Origin of the sequence: Vibrio sp. 1727, from assembly GCF_033344415.1 — a bacterium.
Classification (GTDB): domain Bacteria; phylum Pseudomonadota; class Gammaproteobacteria; order Enterobacterales; family Vibrionaceae; genus Vibrio; species Vibrio alginolyticus.
The window spans coordinates 149,350-170,555 of sequence record NZ_JAWPOT010000009.1; the positions used below are offsets into that span (position 1 = coordinate 149,350).

Annotated in this window: 19 protein-coding genes; 5 read left to right on the forward strand and 14 right to left on the reverse strand. The window is 43.6% G+C overall.

Features of this window, described 5'->3' with window-relative positions; genetic code table 11:
• Window positions 1-13: 13 nt before the first annotated feature.
• The 8 genes from R8O10_RS10975 to malK all read right to left on the reverse strand — a co-directional run bounded on the left by R8O10_RS10975 (window position 14) and on the right by malK (window position 9,969).
• Window positions 14-1,261, reverse strand: coding sequence for an O-antigen ligase family protein (locus R8O10_RS10975; protein WP_258474776.1), 1,248 nt, complete (start codon window positions 1,259-1,261; stop codon window positions 14-16).
• Window positions 1,227-2,279, reverse strand: coding sequence for a glycosyltransferase (locus R8O10_RS10980; protein WP_005385849.1), 1,053 nt, complete (start codon window positions 2,277-2,279; stop codon window positions 1,227-1,229). Before R8O10_RS10980 ends, R8O10_RS10975 begins: the two co-directional genes overlap by 35 nt.
• A gap of 2 nt (window positions 2,280-2,281) precedes the next feature.
• Window positions 2,282-3,091 carry a putative capsular polysaccharide synthesis family protein gene (locus R8O10_RS10985; RefSeq protein ID WP_005385848.1) on the reverse strand — a complete coding sequence of 270 codons (810 nt, stop codon included), beginning with the start codon at window positions 3,089-3,091 and terminating at the stop codon, window positions 2,282-2,284.
• Window positions 3,069-5,249, reverse strand: a complete 2,181-nt coding sequence (locus R8O10_RS10990) for a polysaccharide biosynthesis tyrosine autokinase (protein WP_318191393.1) — start codon at window positions 5,247-5,249, stop codon at window positions 3,069-3,071. Before R8O10_RS10990 ends, R8O10_RS10985 begins: the two co-directional genes overlap by 23 nt.
• A 15-nt stretch (window positions 5,250-5,264) precedes the next feature.
• On the reverse strand, window positions 5,265-5,798 hold the full coding sequence (locus tag R8O10_RS10995) for a polysaccharide biosynthesis/export family protein (protein WP_005375265.1): 534 nt from the start codon (window positions 5,796-5,798) through the stop codon (window positions 5,265-5,267).
• A 12-nt stretch (window positions 5,799-5,810) separates the two neighbouring features.
• Complete coding sequence (locus R8O10_RS11000) at window positions 5,811-7,016, reverse strand: outer membrane beta-barrel protein (RefSeq protein ID WP_017635284.1); 1,206 nt, start codon at window positions 7,014-7,016, stop codon at window positions 5,811-5,813.
• Window positions 7,017-7,026: 10 nt separating this feature from the next.
• Window positions 7,027-8,427, reverse strand: a complete 1,401-nt coding sequence (locus tag R8O10_RS11005; protein WP_258497806.1) for an undecaprenyl-phosphate glucose phosphotransferase — start codon at window positions 8,425-8,427, stop codon at window positions 7,027-7,029.
• Window positions 8,428-8,850: 423 nt separating this feature from the next.
• Entirely contained in the window at window positions 8,851-9,969 is a 1,119-nt protein-coding gene (gene malK / locus R8O10_RS11010; RefSeq protein ID WP_005375271.1) for a maltose/maltodextrin ABC transporter ATP-binding protein MalK, read from the reverse strand.
• Window positions 9,970-10,641: 672 nt separating this feature from the next.
• Between malK and malE the strand changes: the two genes are divergently transcribed.
• From malE to malG, 3 genes are all read left to right on the forward strand, one after another.
• Window positions 10,642-11,820 (forward strand): maltose/maltodextrin ABC transporter substrate-binding protein MalE, encoded by a 1,179-nt coding sequence (gene malE, locus R8O10_RS11015; RefSeq protein ID WP_005375272.1) that lies wholly within the window; start codon window positions 10,642-10,644, stop codon window positions 11,818-11,820.
• A gap of 79 nt (window positions 11,821-11,899) precedes the next feature.
• Window positions 11,900-13,474, forward strand: a complete 1,575-nt coding sequence (gene malF / locus R8O10_RS11020) for a maltose ABC transporter permease MalF (RefSeq protein WP_005375273.1) — start codon at window positions 11,900-11,902, stop codon at window positions 13,472-13,474.
• 12 nt (window positions 13,475-13,486) lie between these two features.
• On the forward strand, window positions 13,487-14,377 hold the full coding sequence (gene malG, locus R8O10_RS11025; RefSeq protein WP_005375275.1) for a maltose ABC transporter permease MalG: 891 nt from the start codon (window positions 13,487-13,489) through the stop codon (window positions 14,375-14,377).
• Window positions 14,378-14,744: 367 nt separating this feature from the next.
• Here malG and R8O10_RS11030 read toward each other — a convergent pair whose 3' ends face one another.
• The 3 genes from R8O10_RS11030 to R8O10_RS11040 form a co-directional block, all read right to left on the reverse strand.
• Window positions 14,745-14,990, reverse strand: a complete 246-nt coding sequence (locus tag R8O10_RS11030; protein ID WP_005375277.1) for a hypothetical protein — start codon at window positions 14,988-14,990, stop codon at window positions 14,745-14,747.
• 171 nt (window positions 14,991-15,161) lie between these two features.
• Window positions 15,162-15,647, reverse strand: coding sequence for an acyl-CoA thioesterase (locus R8O10_RS11035; RefSeq protein ID WP_005375279.1), 486 nt, complete (start codon window positions 15,645-15,647; stop codon window positions 15,162-15,164).
• Window positions 15,648-15,792: 145 nt separating this feature from the next.
• Entirely contained in the window at window positions 15,793-16,698 is a 906-nt protein-coding gene (locus R8O10_RS11040; protein WP_318191394.1) for a DMT family transporter, read from the reverse strand.
• A gap of 98 nt (window positions 16,699-16,796) precedes the next feature.
• On the opposite strand from R8O10_RS11040, the gene R8O10_RS11045 reads away from it, so the two are divergent.
• Window positions 16,797-17,585, forward strand: a complete 789-nt coding sequence (locus R8O10_RS11045) for a helix-turn-helix transcriptional regulator (RefSeq protein WP_318191395.1) — start codon at window positions 16,797-16,799, stop codon at window positions 17,583-17,585.
• On the opposite strand, the gene R8O10_RS11050 is transcribed toward R8O10_RS11045, so the two are convergent.
• Window positions 17,580-18,497, reverse strand: a complete 918-nt coding sequence (locus R8O10_RS11050) for a M14 family metallocarboxypeptidase (protein WP_213986597.1) — start codon at window positions 18,495-18,497, stop codon at window positions 17,580-17,582. The two genes, R8O10_RS11045 and R8O10_RS11050, sit on opposite strands and share 6 nt — an antisense overlap.
• A gap of 172 nt (window positions 18,498-18,669) precedes the next feature.
• Here R8O10_RS11050 and R8O10_RS11055 point away from each other — a divergent pair, with 172 nt between their 5' ends.
• Window positions 18,670-19,575 (forward strand): DUF808 domain-containing protein, encoded by a 906-nt coding sequence (locus R8O10_RS11055; protein ID WP_017821242.1) that lies wholly within the window; start codon window positions 18,670-18,672, stop codon window positions 19,573-19,575.
• Between the two features lie 95 nt (window positions 19,576-19,670).
• Here R8O10_RS11055 and pyrC read toward each other — a convergent pair whose 3' ends face one another.
• Together pyrC and R8O10_RS11065 are read right to left on the reverse strand one after the other, a co-directional pair.
• Window positions 19,671-20,699, reverse strand: a complete 1,029-nt coding sequence (pyrC, locus tag R8O10_RS11060; RefSeq protein ID WP_005385019.1) for a dihydroorotase — start codon at window positions 20,697-20,699, stop codon at window positions 19,671-19,673.
• Between the two features lie 155 nt (window positions 20,700-20,854).
• On the reverse strand, window positions 20,855-21,019 hold the full coding sequence (locus R8O10_RS11065; protein WP_005375297.1) for a YqaE/Pmp3 family membrane protein: 165 nt from the start codon (window positions 21,017-21,019) through the stop codon (window positions 20,855-20,857).
• Between the last annotated feature and the right edge of the window lie 187 nt (window positions 21,020-21,206).

Here is a 21,206-nt window from a genome sequence, read left to right on the forward strand (position 1 = left end):
ATCCTATCCTTGATTATTCATATTCGTGGTGATGGTTTACCGGAAAAGTATGAGCAATGGCCCTTGAGTCGTTGTTCATGCTGATCATGACGGGTAATAAGAGTATTAAAATTATGGTGGTGTTTACCGCAACGAAAAACACCATGATGAGGGCGTATATCGCAAGTAATAGGCTTTTTCTGTTTTCATTAAGACTACGGAAGCAAAAGCGAATAAAAAGAAAATAACCACCAAACAGCAGACCGATACCAAGCAATCCGTATTCAATTGCGGTATCTAACACAAAGTTGTGGGTGTAGATCGCCAGCTCATCATAGTTAAAGTAACTGATCATAAAGTTGGGTAACATTTTCGCGCCGACACCTAGCACTGGGTGTTGAAGTAAAATATCTAGCCCATTGGCAAGTAAAAGTTTTCTATGAAGATTCGATACCCAGCGCGCTTCACTTTGGTTGGCAAATAAGACGTCTTCCTGGGTTATTTCCAATGTGTCTGCTAGCGTTTCAAACCCAACGTAGAGTGTGGTTGTGACGGCAGTAAACACAATGAAGCTTAAGGCTAATAAAATCGTCCACGTGTACGTTTCGCTGAGCGATTTTCTCATTAAATTTTTTACGAGCAGTTGGTCAAAGAAGAAAAGCAGACAAAAACCAAGTAGCGCTTTTCTTTCTTGTGATAACACCAGTAATACTAAAGCTACGAGCATCAAAAGGTGGAAAGCGCGAATTTTATCTCGATAAAGGTACAGTAGTGAGCACAGTACACCGAACCCGTATTTACTTACCCCGAGTAACTTAAACCCGCTTTGATAGCCCTGAGCAAAGTGCCATAAGGCAACGAGCGTACAGATGAAAAACAACAGATACGTGAAATAAACCATTACCCGTTCGTCATCAAACACGCCATAGGCGTACATTAGGCTCAGTAGGCACAAAATCGCTAACCATTGCACAGTTTCTATAACTAGCGGCATTAAAGGGACGCGATTTAGCAGACCATTTATGAACACATACCCAGTGAACAATATGAGGAACCCCATACAGGGATGCATGAGTTTTTCAGCTTTTCCTTCCAATACCACTAATGCAGTAAAACCAATGGACAAAAGGCTTGCGATGTCAGATGGGGCTAGCGCTATTCCTCCAGCACGAAACTTCATAGGAATAAAGAACAATGCTAATAGGCATGCTGCAAGCAATGAGGCGCGATGGCTCGATGGCGCGGAACTATTTGTTGGCGCAAAGCTGCTGGTAGATTCCATAGTAACCTTCACGAAATTTATCGATGGTGTAGAGAGAGGCCCTATTGACTGAGTATTGACTTGCAGCGTCATACCGCTCAACACTTTCACACAGCTGGAGCACTTTTTGGCTCAGTTCAGTGACGTTACCAACTTGAAATAAATATTCGGCACGTCCGGTGACGTCATCCAAACCAGGTACGTCCGACGATAGTACGGGTAAGCCTGCTGCCATCGCCTCAACCGCCGCCAAACCAAAGCCTTCGACGTGCGACGATTGCACGTAAATATCCATGTCGTTCAAAAAGGCTGGAACGTCAGAAACTACGCCATGAAAGTGAACACGTTGCGCGACGTTGATTTTTGTTGCCAATGCTTGCAGTGACGATTTTTTTTCTCCATCTCCCGCAAGGTGGAGTTCGTATCGTCTTGGTAAATGGATAAGTGCTTGGATAAGCGTTTCATGATCTTTATGTTGGTGAAGTCGGCCCACCATTCCAATCTTGATAACTGGTTTGTCGATTAGGTGGCTGGCGCATCTTGGCGTCATAGAAAACCTTTTTAAATCAACGCCATTGTGCACCACGTGATATTTGTGTTGGTAACGAGGCATGAACTTCACCAGTTCATCTTGTACTTTTTCACTAATACTGACCGTCAAGTCGTGGCCCCAATACAAGACGTATTCCATGAACTTAAACAGCGGATAGTCACGTCGACGGTTATAAGAACAGTGCTCAGTTTGGATTCGTTTTTTACCTACCGCCAATAGCGCTAGGTAAATGGAAGGGTAGAGGTGCCCGTGAACGACATCCGGCCAACGCAGCAAAGAGAATTTCTCACTCAATGACAAAGTGCGCCAGTTAAAACACTCTATCCCTTGGGCGGATAGCATTGGTAAGTAATCATTTTCATCACACAAGACCAAAATTTTGATTTCGTATTCAGGCTTATGTTCTAAAACAAGGTCGACTAAGAACTTCTGAGCACCGCCGTTCTGAGAAAGATCATTAATAATATGTAGAATCTTGGTTTTCATGATTAATTGGTCAGATATTGCTGTTTAAGGTCGGTGATTTCTGCATTTGAGAAAAAGTGCTTCGTCAATTTAGAATTCAGCATTTCTTCAACGTACTCGGGTGTAGGTTGAAATTGCGTTTTGAATTCTTTCATTAGTGGCGAGTACCATTTGTTGTCTGATTGATTTTCATAAACAACATCCACGGGGTAACCTAAAAAGTCTTCAACTGCGGAGTTAGCCTTCGTTAGCTTGTCACTTCGAATGACCAACAGTGAGAAGTTATTGTTATGGTATGTTTGATAGCCTACTTCGTGATTAAAAGACTCGTTAAACACATCAATCCCTGTTAGTTGTTTGATCTCGTTGTCAAACCACTGCAGCGCATATTGATGATTCATGTGCTTATCAAATGCTTCTTGGAGTAATTGCGGTCGTTCGGTACGTATTGCGCTGTCATCCTTTAGATATTTGTCCGCCATCCAAAAAGGAAGTGCTTGAAAGAACATTGAGACATTTCGTCCGATCGGTTCACGCACTAGCGAGATGATTCGAACTTTTTTCTTGCGCTTTAACATATGGCTCATCGTTATACGCTTTAGTCGTCGCTTTAACGCATTGATCTGAGGCTTATGCAATTGCGCTCTAACGGGGGATATTTGTTTTTGCGCATCGACGGTCATAAGGTCGTGCAAGTGAATCGAGTCAGGAATGGAATGCTCTAATGCACTCGAACCTACTTTGCCCATTTGATAGATCAATACCGGCTGTTCTTGGCTTTTCAACGTTTGGTACCAAGATAGGTTTACGTTAGTAGGCGTATTTCTGGACATAAAGCGTCTCTCCTTCCTTGGCCTTGGCTTGTGTGATTAAGACGCCAAGAGATGGAACTGAGTGTTGTATTTGTTTAGATAACGCAAGGTTAACCAGTGATGATTTTGTTGATTCTGAGCGAATGACGGTAATCAGACCATTGGCATACTGACCAAGAATAAGTGCGTCACTCACTGACAGTAGGGGTGGTGTATCGATAATGATCCGGTCATACTTATTTTGAAAATGTTCGAGCAACTTTTTAAAGCGATCAGAAGCCAGTAATTCCTGTGGGTTTGGCGGAATTAGGCCGGCCGGTAATACATCTAAGTTGGCTTCTTTTATATGTGTAACACAATCTTTGATTGGCGTATCCATAGTCAGGATATGCGTTAAGCCAGGGCTTGATTCAGCGATACCGAATCGCTTTGCGATGGAAGGTCGACGTAAATCGCAGTCGATGATCAACACCTTTTCCATTTTTGAAAACGACACCGCCATATTGATACTGGTTGATGTTTTTCCTTCTTCTGGAATAGCAGAGGTAAAGGGCAATATCTTTTGCTTCGTGTTGGTTAATCTGAGCAGAAGCGAGGTTCTGACTGAGCGGCAAGCTTCACTAAATAGCTTTTCTTCATTATCTAAATACGCGGTATAACTGACGCCGTTTTTACGCAAATTGCGTTTTTTGACCATAGGAATCACACCTAAACACGTAACACCAAGTTTTTCCTGCACATCGGCTGTGCTTCGGATAACTTCTCGCATCGTTTCTAAGATGATGACTAGAGCGCAAGCAATGGCAAAGCCAAAAAAGGTGGCAATTAGTACCAGTTTGATTCGTTGTGGTGCCACCGGGAATAGAGGAATGATGGCTTTGTCAGTAAAGCGAGCAGTGACATTCTTGTAGTCGCTGGTGGCGTTGGTCTCTTTCTCACGATTTAAGAACGCTTCATAGAGTGCCTTATTGGATTCAACCTCGCGTTTTAACTGTTCGTAACGCGCTTTTTGTGACCCTAACGATTGGAAGTCTGACTTTTTGTTATCGAGTTCTGCTCGAAGCATGTCCTCTTGCGCTTTTGCAGCAAGAAGGTCTTGTTGCTTACTGAAGGAAATGTCACGGATGAGTTGCTGGGTTCTAGATTGAATTTCAGCAAGCTGCGCTTTCGCCTGAATCATTCGATCATGCTTAGGTCCGTAGCGCTGTGCCAGTTCAGAGAGATTTTTGGCTGCCTGTGCTTCCGACAATTTTAGATCGCGGATTTGCGCTTGATTAGCGAATTCATCAATTGACAACAAGCTGTCTAAACTTTGCGAAGATTTACGTCGTAACAGTTGGATTAACGTCTGCGCTTCAATACGCTTATTAACAGCGATATTCAGCTTGCGAGTGAGTTCTTCTAGCTCATTTGCGTAAATTTCATCAATACCGTTTATATCGATCAACCCTTCTTTTAACAAGAATTCTTGCAGCGCTTGCTCCGAGTTACGTAATCGCTCCTCCAACTTTTGAGAGTTATTTGTCAACCAAGTAGCCGCATTTTGTGTAACGACCAATTTGGCTTCAAAATTTGCGTCAATGTAGGCTTGGCCGACCGCGTTGGCGATTGTCGTCGCAAGCTTAGGATCGGTAGAACGAAAGCGAATTCTGACTAATTGGGTGTTACGTACTGGCTCAATATCGAGTTTACTTCTGAAAGCTTGAAGTGCCTGATAATAGGACTCTGAAAACTGGGCGGTTTCTTTTGGGCTTGGTGCCACATTCAGTAGGTCTTGAACAAAAGGAATCGACTTTATTTGGTCGATTTTTTTATTTAACCCCCCTGAGCTTGTGAATTCAGGTAATTGGGTGAGGTTCAGCTCTCTAATGACCTTATCTGCAATATGATTCGATTTTAAAATGGCGATTTGCGTTTGAAAGTACTCTTTTTTTGTCGTGTCGACGCCATATACTTCCTCGATTGAAAGGGCGCTTTTTTGCTCCTCTTGGATGAGTAGCGTAGCTGTAGCTTGGTATATCGATGCTTTGGAGTAGATATACCAAGTACAAGTTAATGAGAACAGAAGCGTGAATGCTGCGATGCTTAGCCAATTCTTTTTAATCGCTTTGAAGTGATGGCCAAAACGAATCAGTTCTACTTTGTTCATCTGGAGATTATTTGGATGAGTCCCGTTCATTTGATTCCCTGTCACTTAAAAGAAGCTCTGGTCAATAAATACAATGTCACCAGGTTCAACGTTGCGGTGCATACTGACCCCCTCCATCGTTTGACCTGTTTTATGCTTGGTGAGGTTAATGCCTTTGCGTGAGGCTCTGTCGGTCAAGCCACCTGCTAGAGCGATGGCCTTCTCTATGGTTAACCCTGGACGGTACTCAAATCCACCAGGTTTCCTGACTTCGCCATTAACGTAAAACAGACGAAAGTTATTGATGGTGACCATCACTTTTGGATTGATGAGATAATCGCCTTTTAAGCCCGTTTCTATTTCGTACTTGAGTTGTTTTGGTGTTTTTTTGATTGCTTTAATTCGGCCAAGGTAGGGGTAATCAAAGTAGCCATCTGATGTTATTAGAATATTTTTAATCGTAAGATCTTCTTCACCATAGACCTGCACGGAAATGGTATCGCCAGTATCGAGTAAGTAATCTTCCTCGTTTGAGTCAGCGTTGACCAAAGTGCTAAATAGCAACAACGCTACACTCATGAATTTGATGAATGCCTTCATTAATAATCCTTTTTACAGAGAAAACTGTGCGCTTAAAGTCCAAATATTTTGTTCGAAGCTATAATCCGATCGGCTAGAGTTTTTATCTTGGTATTGCCAATCGGCTTGCAGCTGTATCCAACGTTTGATCTGATAATCGATACCAAAAGATAGAGTGTACCGATCGTCGTTTCTGGAGATTCCCGTGTAATCATCTTGTTGATAAACAGCACCTAAGCGAGTTGCAAGGTAACTATTCCAATCGTGCTTCAGGTTCAGTCGGTAACGAGTTTGGAGGTTGTAATCGCCATCTTGATCGGGGTTAACCGCCGCTTGAGTGGTTTTCACGCTGACTAGAGTTTGTTCTTGAGGCAACCATTCAAAGCCGATATCCCAACTAAAGCCTTTAAATGTCTCTCGTTGAGCGCTGTCAAAATCTTTGATTTGATAACCGAGTCGAGCGATGCCTTTGGTTTTTCCTGTGACTTCCCATTCGGCACCGGTGTAATAGAAACTGGTGTTGTTATCTTTCGATGGCTGCGCAGAATTTCGGTGCTGATACTCGGTTACGATTTGGTTTGTTCCGACTAACCAATAGGTTCTTGGCGTCGCTCTTAAATAGAACTCCAAATGTGCATTGGGAGCTCGAAAATCGTTGTATTTAGTTTTAGCGTTTGGGCGACCAGGCAAGCCGTCACGATAGTTTTGATAGGTTTTATCACTATAGCCTAAACCGAATTCGAGTCTGCCTTTGGCACCGTTAGATCCAAAGACATAATTGGTTTTTACATCGTTACGGTTGAACTCTATTGGTGAGTCGATTGCGCTACCATTACCTTCGGTAATATCTTCTCCTCGAACTTCATGCTGGGCGCGAAAACGGTAATCAACCACTAAACGATGACGATGATTAAATTCGAAAAAGTTGGAAAACTGAAAAGTGTGGTCGTCGAAGTCGTTGCGATCGTCAGATGAAAAGCCAGCTTTTAACTTATATAAAATATCTGCGCGATAGCGATTCCGTTCTATACGTGCTAGTAAGCTTGGTTCTATACCCCAAATATTGACTGACTCTACATTGCCGGATTTTTCCGCTTTATTGATGTTGTCATCTCCCTCGTAGAAAGTTTTTACGAGGGGAATCAACTCTATACCAGACTCGGTTTGGTAAGCCATCGGTTCTGCGAGCAAGTCAGTAGAAAACAGACTCAATGCTATTGCCATTGTCAGTTTCTTCATAATCTCAACCTTAGTAAGCGTTAGCACCAGTGAAGCCTTTGAAAACGGTCATAAAGATGATTTTGATGTCCATCCAAACCGACCAATGGTGGATGTAATCCAAATCAAACTCGACTCTCTTTTCCATTTTTTCTAAGGTGTCGGTTTCGCCGCGATAACCATTAATCTGTGCCCAGCCAGTAATGCCTGGTTTTACTTTGTGACGTAGCATGTAGCGATCCACGATCTGACGGTATTCTTCATTGTGTGCCACGGCATGAGGGCGTGGGCCGACAATAGACATGGTCCCTTGCAGTACATTGATAAATTGAGGTAGTTCGTCCAAAGAAGTGCGACGCAGAAATCCGCCAAAAGGTGTAATACGAGGATCGTTCTTTGTCGCCTGTTTCACGTTGGAACCTTGATCCATGGTTGTCATTGAACGGAACTTCCAGACTTCAATCTTGCGTCCATCAAGACCGTACCGATGTTGTTTAAAGATGACAGGGCCTTTAGAAGTTGCCTTAATGCCAATCGCAATGACGAATAGAATAGGGGCGATTAAGACCAAAATAATGCTCGAAAACAAGATGTCTTCAAACCGTTTTACCCAAGAAGAAACTCCAGCAAAAGGTGTATCAAAGACACTTAGAGTTTGAACTTGGCCAATCTGCGCCCAACGAGAATGTAAAAGGTTATAAGTGAAGAAGTCGGGAATCAGATACGTATTTGCGGTGGTATCTGAGAATTGGTTAAGAAGTGACGCAATACGCTCTTTTGCGTGCATTGGCATCGCGATATAGACGTAATCTACTTCCCCTTTTTTAGCTCGCTCAAGGGCGTGGTCAACAGCTCCTTTAATAGGATAATCAGAATTTGGCAATCTGTCGGAAGATCGTTCGTCGTAAAAGCCATCAAAAAGCACGCCGTGTTCTGTGTGGTTTTGAATTTCGTTAGCTAGGGTAATGCCGTGAGGAGTTTGGCCGATGATGATCGCAGTGCGAGTGTTGAATCCTTTTTTTCTCAAATAGGCTAATCCGGTACGGAATGTTACTCGCCATGCCAAAAGCAGAGCGGGCGTAATCGCAAACCACAGCACTAAAATTGTGTTATCAAATAAGGTATGGACTTCAGAAAAATACAGCACAATAAAGATAAGTGCAGAAGTCACCGCCCAAGCAACACAGACAATAAACATCTGCTCTTTAAACGAACTGGTTCGCCAAGAGCGATACAGATTGCCGCTTTCTGCCATAAATAGAAAGGAGATGCCTCCAACGAAAGCCAATATGACGTAATCTTTCCCCATCGCAGTATTCATGTCTTTGAACACTAAAAGCAGCATAAAAGAGACGATGACAGCAAGATCTGAGATGCGATATAAAAAAGCGAACTCCATCTCATGAGAGCGGATAAGTCCTTTTTGTTTCATGACTCAGTTTCCCTTCTGACACGCTACCGCCCTTGGGTGTCTTCCCCAATTGCCGTGTCGTGAACGTTATTAGTAGTTGGTGCACAGAGCATTCTGTTGAATGCTACTGAGTTTTTTTGTCACGTGTAATTTCGTTGATAAGTGTAAAAATTTGCGTTGTTGAGGTAAGTGGAAATAAGAATGATATTTAGCCCTTTGGCTAAGTTTGGCGGGTTAGGAAAAAGCTGGTACTTACTTATGAGGAATGAGGAAAAGTATTAAAAATGAAGTATCAGTACAAAGACAATGGTTTATGTGAGGGTAGAAGAAACGGGTGATTTGATTCGTTCACGATTAATGATTTAGTATCGAATTGCTGATATTTATTAAGATAAGAAAATCCCTCTCAAGTGAGAGGGATTTTTTTGAGTAAGGACGAATGAACTATTCGACTTCTACGCCGTTTTCTTTGTATAGGCGGCGGCATGCACGACCATCACTGTGGAACAGGTGACAACGGTGTGCTGGAATACCAATCTCGATTTTATCGCCGGTATCGACTGCGAGCGTGTCAGGCTGACGGAAAATAACGTCCGCGTCCGCACCTTCTAGGTTTAGGTATACTTGAGTTTCGTTACCTAGCTTCTCAACAATCATCACTTCACCGTGAATACTTGCATCAGCTTCAGAAGCGGATAATAGGTGCTCAGGGCGAATGCCTAAAGACATTCGGTCGCCGCGGTTAACTGTTGTACCATCCACCGGAATCCAGAAAGATACGCCGTTAGATAGTTGAACTTTGACGCGCTCTGCTTCTACTTCATCAATGAATACGCTCATGAAGTTCATTTTCGGAGAACCGATAAAGCCAGCTACAAAGCGGTTTTGTGGGTAATGGTAAAGCTCAAGCGGCTTACCAACTTGCGATACATAACCGCCGTCTAGTACAACGATTTTATCTGCCATTGTCATCGCTTCTACCTGATCGTGCGTTACGTAGATCATGGTACAACCAAGTTGGCGTTGTAGCTTAGTAATTTGTGCACGCATGTTTACACGCAGTGCCGCATCCAAGTTTGATAGTGGCTCGTCTAGAAGGAATACATTTGGCTGCGATACCAATGTTCGGCCAATCGCCACACGTTGACGCTGTCCACCAGAAAGTGCTTTTGGTTGGCGCTCAAGCAAGTGGCCTAGTTGTAGGATTTCTGCTGCTTGTTCAACACGCTTGTCGATTTCTGCTTTGTCTGCTTTTGCTAGTTTCAAGCCAAATGACATGTTGTCATATAAGTTAAGGTGCGGGTAAAGAGCGTAAGACTGGAATACCATACCAACACCACGTTTGGATGGTTCGACGTCATTCATGCGCTGGTCACCAATATACAAATCACCTGAAGTAATGTCTTCAAGACCGGCAATACAACGTAAAAGGGTAGATTTACCACAACCTGATGGACCTACAAAAACAACAAATTCACCTTCGTTGATTGTTAGGTCTACGTTCTTAGAAATCAGTACGTCGCCATACGCTTTACAAACATTTTTTAACGTGACACTCGCCATGTAGCTCGTCCTCGATCAATTTTTTATTATTCACCGCTCATCATTATATGAATTATCTAGCGAGCAGTAACAGTAGGAATCGGTAAGTTCTTGCGGTTGGTAAGAAAAGTAGGGTAGCACTTCAATAAAATGTCCTGAATAGAAGTGCTACCCATCATAGCCAAGTACGAGTTTCTCTCCCCCACATTATTCGTATTGTCTCCCCCGTGAAATAATTACCACAAACAACACTAATAATGACATTCCACTCGTCTGGCAATGCAAAACCAGCAAATCTTTTTCCTAATACGTAGGCACTGCTGGGAAAGGGTTCTTACCATCCACTCTTGGATGACTGCAGTTTCTAAGATTGTGCGTAGTGCGACATCCTCCTAATAGAAATAATTGTAGGGGGAGTAGAAAGGGAGGAGTAAAAAAGGAGGAGGAAGAAAGCAGTTGGTCGGAAATCACATTATTGCACCACCTAAAGTTGAAACCGATCACAGGAACTATCCATTTTGTGATTTGAGTCTCTTACCCTTGGCGATTTAGATCACGAAAATACGTCATAATTGTAAGGGCGTAGGGATTAGGAGGATGAGACATATTGGATTATTTCAGATGATATATGTCGAAATACGGCTGAACCTCAATGGACTAGCCCTACATCAAAAATATAAAAAGGATACGAACATGAAAAAGTTAAGCGCTGTAGCACTAGGTACTCTTGTTGCTTTGGGTTCTTTTGGTGCTAATGCTGCCATCGAAGAAGGACAACTTACTATCTGGATCAACGGTGATAAAGGCTACAACGGCCTTGCTGAAGTTGGTAAGAAATTTGAAGAAGACACCGGCATTAAAGTGACTGTGGCTCACCCAGATGGCCTTCAAGACAAATTCCCTCAAACTGCAGCGACTGGCGACGGTCCTGATATCGTATTCTGGGCTCACGACCGTTTCGGTGGTTACGCAGAAGCTGGCCTGCTAGCAGAAATTAAACCTTCTAAGAATATTCAAGAAGGTATCGTTGATTTCGCTTGGGATGCAGTACGTTACGACGGCAAATTGATCGGCTATCCAGTTGCGGTTGAGTCTCTATCTCTAATCTACAACAAAGACCTAGTTCCAAACCCACCAAAGTCTTGGGAAGAGGTTGCAGCATTAGATGCAAAACTTAAAAAAGACGGCAAGTCTGCAATCATGTGGAACCTAAAAGAACCGTACTTCACTTGGCCACTAATGGCGGCTGATGGCGGCTACGCGTTTAAATACACTTCTGAAGGTTACGATGTTAAAGACGCAGGTATCGCGAAAGAAGGCGTTAAAGACGCAATGAGCTTCGTAAAAGGCTTAGTTGATAAAGGCGTAATCTCTGCGGATATGGATTACTCCGTGTCTGAGTCTGCGTTCAACCAAGGCAAAACAGCGATGACGATCAACGGTCCATGGTCTTGGGGCAACATTGAGAAGTCTGGCGTTAACTACGGCGTGACTACGCTACCTAAGTTCCAAGGTCAATCTTCTAAGCCATTCGTTGGTGTTCTAACGGCTGGTATCAGCACTGCGTCTCCAAACAAAGACCTAGCAGTTGAGTTCATTGAGAACTATCTACTAACAAACGACGGCCTACGTATGGTTAACAACGATAAGCCTCTAGGTGCGGTAGCACTTAACTCGTTCCAACGTGAGCTAGATTCAGATACTCGTATCGCAGCAACAATGGATAATGCGATGAACGGCGAAATCATGCCAAATATCCCTCAAATGAACGCATTCTGGGGTGCGGCTAAGAACGCAATCATCAACGTAGTTGACGGTCGTCAAACTGTCGATGCAGCTCTTGCAGATGCAGAAAAACAAATGACTAAATAATTAAGTAAGACCTTTTTAAGGAGGAGGCAACTCCTCCTTACTTTTCTATATTTATTCTATATTCGCTAGCAGGTTCCCTATGCAGTCAGTTCAAGGTACAAATGCTATGACAGCACCAGAAGCCAGCCTTCCGAGCAGCAAAAAAGTGTTCATGAAATGGTCACTTTTAGGCACAGTCGGCATCATCAATGGCTACGCAACAATCCTTATGTATTCTCGCGGTGAGATTGCGTTTGCACTACTTACGCTCATTCTTACCGCTTTAGCGTTGTTCATCTTTGGTAGTAAAAAGACGTACGCACACCGTTACATCTACCCTGGTATAGCAGGGATGATCCTTTTCATTCTTTTTCCTTTGGCGTACACCATAGGTTTGGCGTTTACCAACTATAGCGCGAAGAACCAACTCTCTTTTGATCGCGCTCAGAACGTACTTTTGGACCGAACTTACCAAAGTGGTGATAGCTACCCGTTCACTTTGTATAAAACGGAGCAAGGCCATCAACTTGTGGTTGAAAAAGATGGTGAGCTACTTGCAAGCCCGACTTTTCAGCTTGATAACCTTTCAGCATCGGAGTTTGATCTTTCACCAATTGAAGAAGTGACGGGTGAAAAAGAATCAATCAAGGCGATTGTTAAGAACCGCAGTGCGTTGAGCAGTGTCGATTTACATTTGCCAAGCGGTGATGATATCCGTATGAGTGGGCTGCGCAAATTTGCTGCAGTTGTGCCTTTGTACACATTACAAGAAGATGGTGAAACGCTTTACAACAACCGGACTGAAGAAACGCTACGTCCAAATATGGAAGTAGGTTACTACCAGCCTGTCGATGAAAACGGTCAATTTGTTGGCAGCACAGTGTCACCAGGTTTCGTGGTGAACATTGGTACCCACAACTTTGAGCGTGTTTGGAAAGATGATGGTATCAAAGAGCCGTTTATCAGTATCTTTATCTGGACCATTGTTTTCTCTGCGCTAACCGTATTGTTTACGCTTGTTATTGGTCTTGTCCTTGCCAGTGTGGTTCAGTGGGAAGCACTTAAAGGTCGCTCAGTTTACCGTTTGTTGCTAATCCTGCCTTATGCAGTTCCGGCGTTTATTTCTATCTTGATCTTTAAAGGTTTGTTTAACCAAAGCTTTGGTGAGATCAACATGTTGTTGGAAGGCTTATTCGGCATTAGCCCGGCTTGGTTCTCTGACCCGTTCATGGCGAAAACCATGATCTTAATTGTGAACACTTGGCTTGGTTTCCCTTACATGATGATTTTGTGTATGGGCTTACTAAAAGCGATTCCAGACGATTTATATGAAGCATCAGCAATTGATGGTGCGAACTTTGTCACGAACTTTACACGTATCACACTACCAATGATGTTGAAGCCGTTAACACCATTGTTGATCGCGAGTTTTGCATTTAACTTCAACAACTTTGTACTTATCCAGTTGTTGACTGGCGGTGGTCCAAACATGATTGGTACATCAGAGCCTGCGGGTTACACCGACCTACTAGTAAGTTACACCTACCGAATCGCATTCGAAGGTGCTGGCGGTCAAGACTTCGGTCTAGCAAGTGCGGTAGCAACGCTTATCTTCCTATTGGTTGGCGCATTGGCACTTATCAACCTACGTGTAACTAAAGTAGCTCAGGACTAAGGAGAAATTACAATGGCAATGGTACAAGGTAAGTCATTAAAGTATCGTGTTTGGGCTACTCATATTGCAATGTGGGCATTCTTGGCACTGATTATTTTCCCTTTACTGATGATCATCGCGATTTCATTCCGTGAAGGTAACTTTGCAACGGGTAGCCTGATCCCAGACAACCCAACACTTGATCACTGGAAATTGGCATTAGGTTTCTCGGTGACTAATCCAGACGGTACAGTTACACCGCCACCATTCCCAGTAATGACATGGTTGTGGAACTCGGTAAAAGTGGGTGGTATTTCTGCAATCCTAATCGTGGCGCTATCAACCACATCGGCTTACGCGTTTGCTCGTATGAAGTTCAAAGGTAAGAACACCATTCTTAAAGCGATGATGATCTTCCAGATGTTCCCTGCGGTGTTGGCACTGGTTGCTCTGTACGCGTTGTTCGACAAACTGGGTCAGTACATTCCTTTCCTTGGTCTGAACACGCATGGCGGTCTGATCTTCGCTTACTTAGGCGGTATCGCACTGCACGTTTGGACCATTAAAGGCTACTTCGAAAGTATTGACTCGTCTCTAGAAGAAGCAGCGGCTCTTGATGGTGCTACACCATGGCAAGCATTCCGTTTGGTATTGCTGCCACTGTCTGTGCCAATCCTAGCGGTAGTCTTCATCTTGTCGTTCATCATGGTAATTGGTGAAGTTCCTGTAGCGTCACTACTGCTTTCTGATGTAGACTCGTACACACTTGCAGTGGGTATGCAGCAATACCTATATCCACAAAACTACTTGTGGGGTGACTTTGCCGCAGCTGCTGTACTTTCAGCAGTGCCAATCACTGCCGTATTCTTACTTGCGCAGCGCTGGTTGGTTGGTGGTCTAACCGCTGGTGGTGTGAAAGGATAATCTCTTGTGGTCTGAGATTGATAAGAATAACTAGAAAAGGGCGACCACATGGTCGCCCTTATACTTAGCACGGATATTACAATTTTGGTTTGGCCGCCGATCAGTAATATCTTGGCTTTTATTGGCGTTACGCATAGCTGGCTGTTAGCTTAGTTCCTTACGATTCAATCACTAACAGTTTTTGTAACCATAACCTGAGTTTAGACTCAGGTTTTTTTATGCCTGTTAAAGGCAATTGTGCAATAAGTAGATAGAGATTAGCGGCTTTGCAATGGATTACACAGGGCTTGAATAATGCCCTGCGTAGCACTTCACATAAATAACTAGAGCTTAGTAAAAAGCTAAATTGAGGTAGGGAAGGAAGAGATTAAAACTCTCGGCTGGAAGGTGCGCATCCAACGTATTGAAGCAGCGTGTACAAACTTTCTTGCTGCAGTGCGACGCGACGAAATAGATTAGCAAAGGTAACGTCACCGCCAAAGCAAGTTTGAATGTAATGATTAATTTCTGTTTCGTTATACCCCTCGACGTACATGGTTCTCACCCACTGGTACTCGACCGCTTTTAAATTGGTCAACGTCTCTTCACTTAAGGTCGTTTCTTTTAGTCTCAAGATCCAAACTCTATCCAACTCTAAAATAATGGATGGATTTAAGCAAAGCTAGGTGAAGGATTTATGACAGAGAAGGGCGAGCGTGAAACAAATGGCAAAACCATGATGTTGCTCCACACTCTGGGTCTAGGTAACGTTGAGGTACTTAATAGCGTTCTTAACGGATGCCAGTTACTTGAGATATTTAACGTGTGCTTCCATTTCTTCCCCAATCTCTTTACGCATGTTCATAAGACGGATAGCGGATTGCTCTAAGGCTTTGTCTTCATCTGACTCTGGAATCCATTTCGGTACATCGGTTGGTTTTCCGTTTTCATCTACAGCAACCATGATAACGATACAGTGAGTGGTGAGTCTGTTTTTCATTTGCTTTGGATCACTAGCTTGCACGTCAATCGCAATGTGCATTGAGCTTCGTCCGGTATAAATGACTTTCGCGCTAACTTCGACTAAGTTGCCGACATGAATCGGCGCAACAAACCGAATGCCGCCAGCATATGCGGTAATGCAATATTTACCACTCCACGCTGCAGAGCAGGCGTATGCTGCCAAGTCGATCCATTTCATTACGGCGCCGCCGTGCACTTTTCCGCCAAAATTTACGTCGCTGGGTTCTGCTAAAAAGCGAAGGGTAATGTCTCTTTGACCACTGCTCATCTGTCTTTCCTTGATGGGTTATTGTTTTCCCAATTTAGCAGCAAGATGAATTTTCGGGAATAGCGAATGAAACAAAATATTAACTTTTATTCGAACGCTGGAAGTGACAAGCCACAGCGTAGTTCTGTGGCTTGGGGTGTAGATGTTAATTGGCGGTAGAGGCAATCTCAGAATTGGACAATGGTTTTCTCTGTCTTACTTTTATTTGCGACAAGATAACGCCAGAGATGACTAACAACCCACCAATAATGTGGTAAGTGTAAATTTTCTCACCAATTAGTGTTGAAGCAAGTATGACGGAAACCACAGGCATTAGGTTCATGAACATAGCACTTGAATCAGCACCAATTGAATCAATCGCTTTTACCCACATCAGCGGCGCGAAAATGGAAGCAGCAATACCAGCATAAGCGATTAATGGTAGCGCGTCTTGGCTTGGTAACAGTTGCTCACTAGAGAGCCAAAGTGGTGTGAGCATCAAAACAGAAAAGAAGCCCTGCATGTAAACCAGAGTCAAACTACTGAATGGCATTTTCCAGCGTTTTAGCAGAACACAATAAGCCGCGTATACCATGGCAGCAACGAGCATTAAGCTGTCACCTTGCGTTAAGTCTTGATGTAAAAAGTAAGTGATATCACCGTGACCAAGCATAAATGCCAAGCCGCCGAGCGAAATGACACCACCGACGATACTTAACATTGATATAGATTTACCGAGCAATGGGACACTTAAAAACACACTGAGCAACGGAACTAAAGAGGTGATCAGGGCCATATTAGAGGCCGTTGTTGTTAAACCGGCATAGTATCCAAGTGACTGGTTGAGAACCATACCAAGTAACGCAAGAAACGCCAACTTAGCTAAGTAAGGTCGAATAATGTGTCGTTGTTTGATGATTGCAGGCAGGCAAAATGGCGTTAGGAGGACCATTGCGACAAACCAACGGTAGAAACTCATCGCACTTGGTTCAATGGCGCTCGCAGCCATCTTGTTCACAATTGAGTTACCACCCCAAATCATAACGGTGAAAAACGGAAGTAAATAAATCATGAGAACCCTATAGCACAATTATTGATGGCGCTAGTCTGGCAGGTCTTTATAATAAAAAGTATCTCTTAAAAGACATCGTAAGCGATAGGAAGACAATTTTGAAAAAGAGCGCCAGAAATCTTCACCCCTCCTTATCAATCGAGCGTGCGCCATCAGATGTATTTATGAATTTCGAAGCGTTTCTCTCTAATACAGAAACACGAATTCATAGCCACCCTTGGGGGCAAGTGCAACTGATCAGCGGTGGGATTCTGGAGATGGATGCAGAAGACACAAGATTTCTAGCACCTCCACATCTTGCTATTTGGGTTCCCGCCGGAGTTCGTCACACTAGCTACAACCGTAAGCCAATCGAATATTGTTCTTTGAACATTGCCCCTGAATTGACGGCGCATTTTCCAATTAAAACGAGCTTGATCAAAGTGACTCCAATCGTGTCATCTATTATTGAGGACTTTCGTCAGCGAGACATTAATGTGGCGCAAACTGATGAAGACAAGCGCTTGGTACAAGTGTTATTGGACCAGCTTGCAAAGCAAGAAGTCGAACATCACTTTTTACCGACTACCGACAATAAGTATCTTGAACCGATTTTAAAAGCAGTAGAAGAATCGCCGACGGATGAGATCAGTTTGGCGGAGTGGGCGGCAAAAGTGCATACCACAGAACGCACGTTAGCGAGACATTGCCAGAGTGAGTTGGGCATGAGCTTTACTGAGTGGCGCTTACGTGTGCGATATTTACATTCTATGGAGTTGCTGCGTAAAGGGCAGACTGTGAAAGAAGTCGCTCTGACGTTAGGTTATAACCAAGCTAGCCCTTTTATCGCGATGTTCAAGAAATACTCCGGCATGACACCGGAGCAATACAAGAATCGATTGTTATAGCTGAGCGATTATGTAATTCAAACCACCAACCACGGCTGCAACTTGCGCATCGTTACATTCTTCGTCGGTCACCGTTGGGCTGTCTGGGTACACTTCCGTTGTCGTGCCGTAAACGCAATTTGTTACGCCGCCACACAGGCCCAGTTTTACCATTGGGTAGTTGATAACGCCAAACTGTACGACGGGTGAACCAATGATTTCGCCGTTTTCATCTGCTGGTGCAATGTGAGTCACTTTTGCAACTGACTCAATGACCGCTTTTTGGAAGTCAGGCTGAGGGTTTTCACTATCTCCCACCGTGTAAAAGCCATCTGGGATCATACCTTCAATGTACTCAATACCATCACGAGCAGCTAAGGCTGGACGGAACTCAGTTTCGTCAGAATCTGTCGTTTCATGTAGATCAATGTGCATTAACACATCGCCTAAAGTTGCAACTAGCTTTATGAGGTTAGCGGACTCTTCGGCAGGGCTATCCTTATAGAAAGAGCGGTTTGGATCAATCGCGTTTGGATTCCAGCGGTTGATCACCTCGTAACCCCAAGGGCTTACGCAGGGTGCAACGACAATATTGAAATGCTCTGCATAGCGCTCTGCTTCTGTTTCTACAAACTTTAATGCGCCATGTACACCGCTGGTTTCGTAACCGTGCACGCCGCCTGTGACCAACACAGCAGGTTTAGTTGAATCCCAATTGCGTGTTTTGATACAAAACAGAGGGAAGCGTGCCTCGTTGTATGAGAGCGCACCATATTGTTCAACATCAAAACGCTCGCGTAGGGCATCGATTTTACTGACGACTTCATCTTGGTAGCTACGTTTTACTTCTTGCGTTGCTAACCAAGCTTTACGTTCTTCTTCTTTCCAAGGTTGGCCAGGAGTACCGATCGGGTAAATGTATCCACTTTTCATCTATACTTTTTCTTTTGACTGCTGAAAGGTATCACAAGACTAGACCTGTCTTATCTTTACGGCAATATAAAACACCATTTGGGGTGGTATTCTTTGCAAAATCATCACTTTGATGAGTGATTCATTGGTGTTACATTTTGTTATTTACTCAATTTCATATAAGAGACAAAAAATGGCTGGAGCAAGTTTACTCACACTGCTGGACGATATTGCCACGGTGCTTGATGATGTCGCCTTAATGTCAAAAATGGCGGCAAAGAAAACCGCAGGTGTGTTGGGAGATGATCTAGCGTTAAACGCTCAACAAGTGTCTGGTGTTGCATCTGAGCGAGAGATTCCAGTGGTTTGGGCGGTTGCAAAAGGCTCATTCAAAAATAAATTGATTTTAGTTCCTTCAGCTTTACTTATTAGCGCGATTATTCCATGGCTTATTATGCCATTATTGCTAATTGGCGGCTTATTTCTCTGCTTTGAAGGGGCAGAGAAAGTACTTGAGAAAGTGTTTCCTCACTCGCATCCGCACGAAGAAAAAGAGGAGCTAGTTAATACTGGCGAGTCGATAGAAGAGTATGAAAAGCGTAAAGTTTCTGGTGCGATTCGGACAGACTTTATCCTTTCAGCAGAAATCATCGTGATTGCGTTAGGTACCGTGACAGGAGCCAGTCTTGTTACGCAAATTTTAGTTGTCAGTTTAATTGCAGTGATTATGACGGTTGGAGTTTATGGACTAGTCGCTGGGATTGTGAAGCTAGATGATTTAGGCCTTTACCTTGAAAGTCGCTCAAACGGTAAAGGTTGGGTGGCGAAAGTCGGAGGGGCCTTGGTCGCTTTTGCACCAAAGTTGATGAAGTTGTTAACCATTGTAGGAACTGCTGCGATGTTTTTGGTGGGTGGAGGAATTGTGGTGCACAACGTGCCAGCCATTCATCACTTTGTAGAGCCGATTATTATGAACTTTAGTGGTCATTCGGTTGCTACAGCCATTTTGCCTATTTTACTGAACGGTATTATCGGCTTTGTGGCGGGGTTGGTTGTGGTTGCGGTATGGACGATGGTTGAAAAGCTTCGTGGTCAATAATCACATCTAAAACATGAGACGATAATAACAAGGGTCATGACTTCTTTTTACAAAAAGCATGACCCTGTTTTATGGGTGAAACGTCAGTAAAGTACTTACTTCACTTTCCACTCGATCTGTTCATTTGCTCGAATAGGCACAACGATATCATTGCCAAATGGCATCGTTTCTGGCACATCCCAAGCGGATTTTTCTAACGTCACTGTATCTGTGTTACGTGCAATGCCGTAAAAATCAGGACCGTTGAAGCTTGCGAAAGCTTCCAAGTTTTCCAACTTGCCTTCTTTTTCGAAGACTTCTGCATAAAGCTCTAGCGCTGCGTGCGCAGTGTAAGAACCAGCACAACCGCAAGCCGATTCTTTTGCCCCTTTCGCATGTGGCGCTGAGTCTGTACCTAGGAAAAACTTCTTGCTACCACTAGTTGCTGCTTCGATCAGCGCTTGCTGGTGGGTTCCGCGCTTAAGAATTGGCAAACAGTAGAAATGAGGTTTAATACCACCCACAAGCATGTGGTTACGGTTGAAAAGAAGATGGTGGGCAGTGATGGTAGCCGCTACGTTGTCTGAGGCGTTGTTAACGAAGTTTGCTGCGTCGGCGGTGGTGATATGTTCTAGAACGATTTTAAGATTAGGGAAGTCATTGACGATAGGAGCGAGGACAGTATCAAGGAATTCTTTCTCTCGGTCGAAGATATCAACATCGTGATGTGTTACTTCCCCATGAACCAAAAGTAACATTCCTACTTCTTCCATCGCTTCGAGAACGTGGTAAATGTTCTTCGCATTGGTCACACCGGAATCTGAGTTTGTGGTAGCGCCTGCAGGATAGAGCTTGGCAGCAACAATGTGTCCGGTTGCTTTAGCCTTACGTATTTCGTCTGGTGTCGTGTTATCTGTAAGGTAAAGCGCCATTAAAGGCTCAAACTGTTCGCCATGTTGCTCTTTGAGAATTCGGTCACGGTAGGCTAGGGCGAGCTCAGTTGTAGTAACAGGTGGGACGGTATTTGGCATAATCAGCGCACGGCCATTGTAGCGGCTGATGTCGCGAACGGTGTCTTTAAGAACTTCACCATCGCGTAAGTGAACGTGCCAGTCGTCAGGACGAGTGATAGTCAGTGTTGTCATTAATTGCTCCCACCATTGAAAAGTTGTCTGATTGGAGCCTAAGCGCCGTATTTGCTTTTGAGCAAACGCTTGCGCTTAGGCGACAGGATGATAGAGGAATTGCCCTCATATTTCATCCCATTTTTCAATTTTATAAAGAGTGAGAGTGTAAGTGGTTACTTCATTGTTAACCAAAGCGCGTGGATCGTACCTGGTAGAAAGAAGAAACACGTCAATATTAGATTAATCAAAAAGTCTTTATTTAGACCTTTCTCCATAAACACCGCGACAGGCGGAAGAAAGATACATAACAAAATCAGAACCAGTTTTCTTGTATCCATAATTAAGCTCCAAATCGATAAATGGGAGTAGTGATAACTTGGGTGAATTATGTGTGTCGTATCACACTTTATCAAACGGTATTTGGTCAGAGCGGTGTTAAAAAACGCGAATATTGAGTGTAGTAAATACTTGTCACTAAAACCAAATTTATAAGAATATGGTTTCGAGAAAGTTGCAATGGATGAA

Bases quoted from the DNA above. Each gene is read 5' to 3' on its own strand.
- R8O10_RS11005 (WP_258497806.1), bottom strand. From the start codon at position 8,427: ATGAAACAAAAAGGACTTATCCGCTCTCATGAGATGGAGTTCGCTTTT.
- R8O10_RS10980 (WP_005385849.1), bottom strand. From the start codon at position 2,279: ATGAAAACCAAGATTCTACATATTATTAATGATCTTTCTCAGAACGGC.
- pyrC (WP_005385019.1), bottom strand. From the start codon at position 20,699: ATGACAACACTGACTATCACTCGTCCTGACGACTGGCACGTTCACTTA.
- malK (WP_005375271.1), bottom strand. From the start codon at position 9,969: ATGGCGAGTGTCACGTTAAAAAATGTTTGTAAAGCGTATGGCGACGTA.
- R8O10_RS10995 (WP_005375265.1), bottom strand. From the start codon at position 5,798: ATGAAGGCATTCATCAAATTCATGAGTGTAGCGTTGTTGCTATTTAGC.
- R8O10_RS11055 (WP_017821242.1), top strand. From the start codon at position 18,670: ATGGCTGGAGCAAGTTTACTCACACTGCTGGACGATATTGCCACGGTG.
- R8O10_RS10985 (WP_005385848.1), bottom strand. From the start codon at position 3,091: ATGTCCAGAAATACGCCTACTAACGTAAACCTATCTTGGTACCAAACG.
- malE (WP_005375272.1), top strand. From the start codon at position 10,642: ATGAAAAAGTTAAGCGCTGTAGCACTAGGTACTCTTGTTGCTTTGGGT.
- R8O10_RS10975 (WP_258474776.1), bottom strand. From the start codon at position 1,261: ATGGAATCTACCAGCAGCTTTGCGCCAACAAATAGTTCCGCGCCATCG.
- R8O10_RS11040 (WP_318191394.1), bottom strand. From the start codon at position 16,698: ATGATTTATTTACTTCCGTTTTTCACCGTTATGATTTGGGGTGGTAAC.
- R8O10_RS11035 (WP_005375279.1), bottom strand. From the start codon at position 15,647: ATGAGCAGTGGTCAAAGAGACATTACCCTTCGCTTTTTAGCAGAACCC.
- malF (WP_005375273.1), top strand. From the start codon at position 11,900: ATGCAGTCAGTTCAAGGTACAAATGCTATGACAGCACCAGAAGCCAGC.
- R8O10_RS11065 (WP_005375297.1), bottom strand. From the start codon at position 21,019: ATGGATACAAGAAAACTGGTTCTGATTTTGTTATGTATCTTTCTTCCG.
- R8O10_RS11050 (WP_213986597.1), bottom strand. From the start codon at position 18,497: ATGAAAAGTGGATACATTTACCCGATCGGTACTCCTGGCCAACCTTGG.
- malG (WP_005375275.1), top strand. From the start codon at position 13,487: ATGGCAATGGTACAAGGTAAGTCATTAAAGTATCGTGTTTGGGCTACT.
- R8O10_RS10990 (WP_318191393.1), bottom strand. From the start codon at position 5,249: ATGAACGGGACTCATCCAAATAATCTCCAGATGAACAAAGTAGAACTG.
- R8O10_RS11000 (WP_017635284.1), bottom strand. From the start codon at position 7,016: ATGAAGAAACTGACAATGGCAATAGCATTGAGTCTGTTTTCTACTGAC.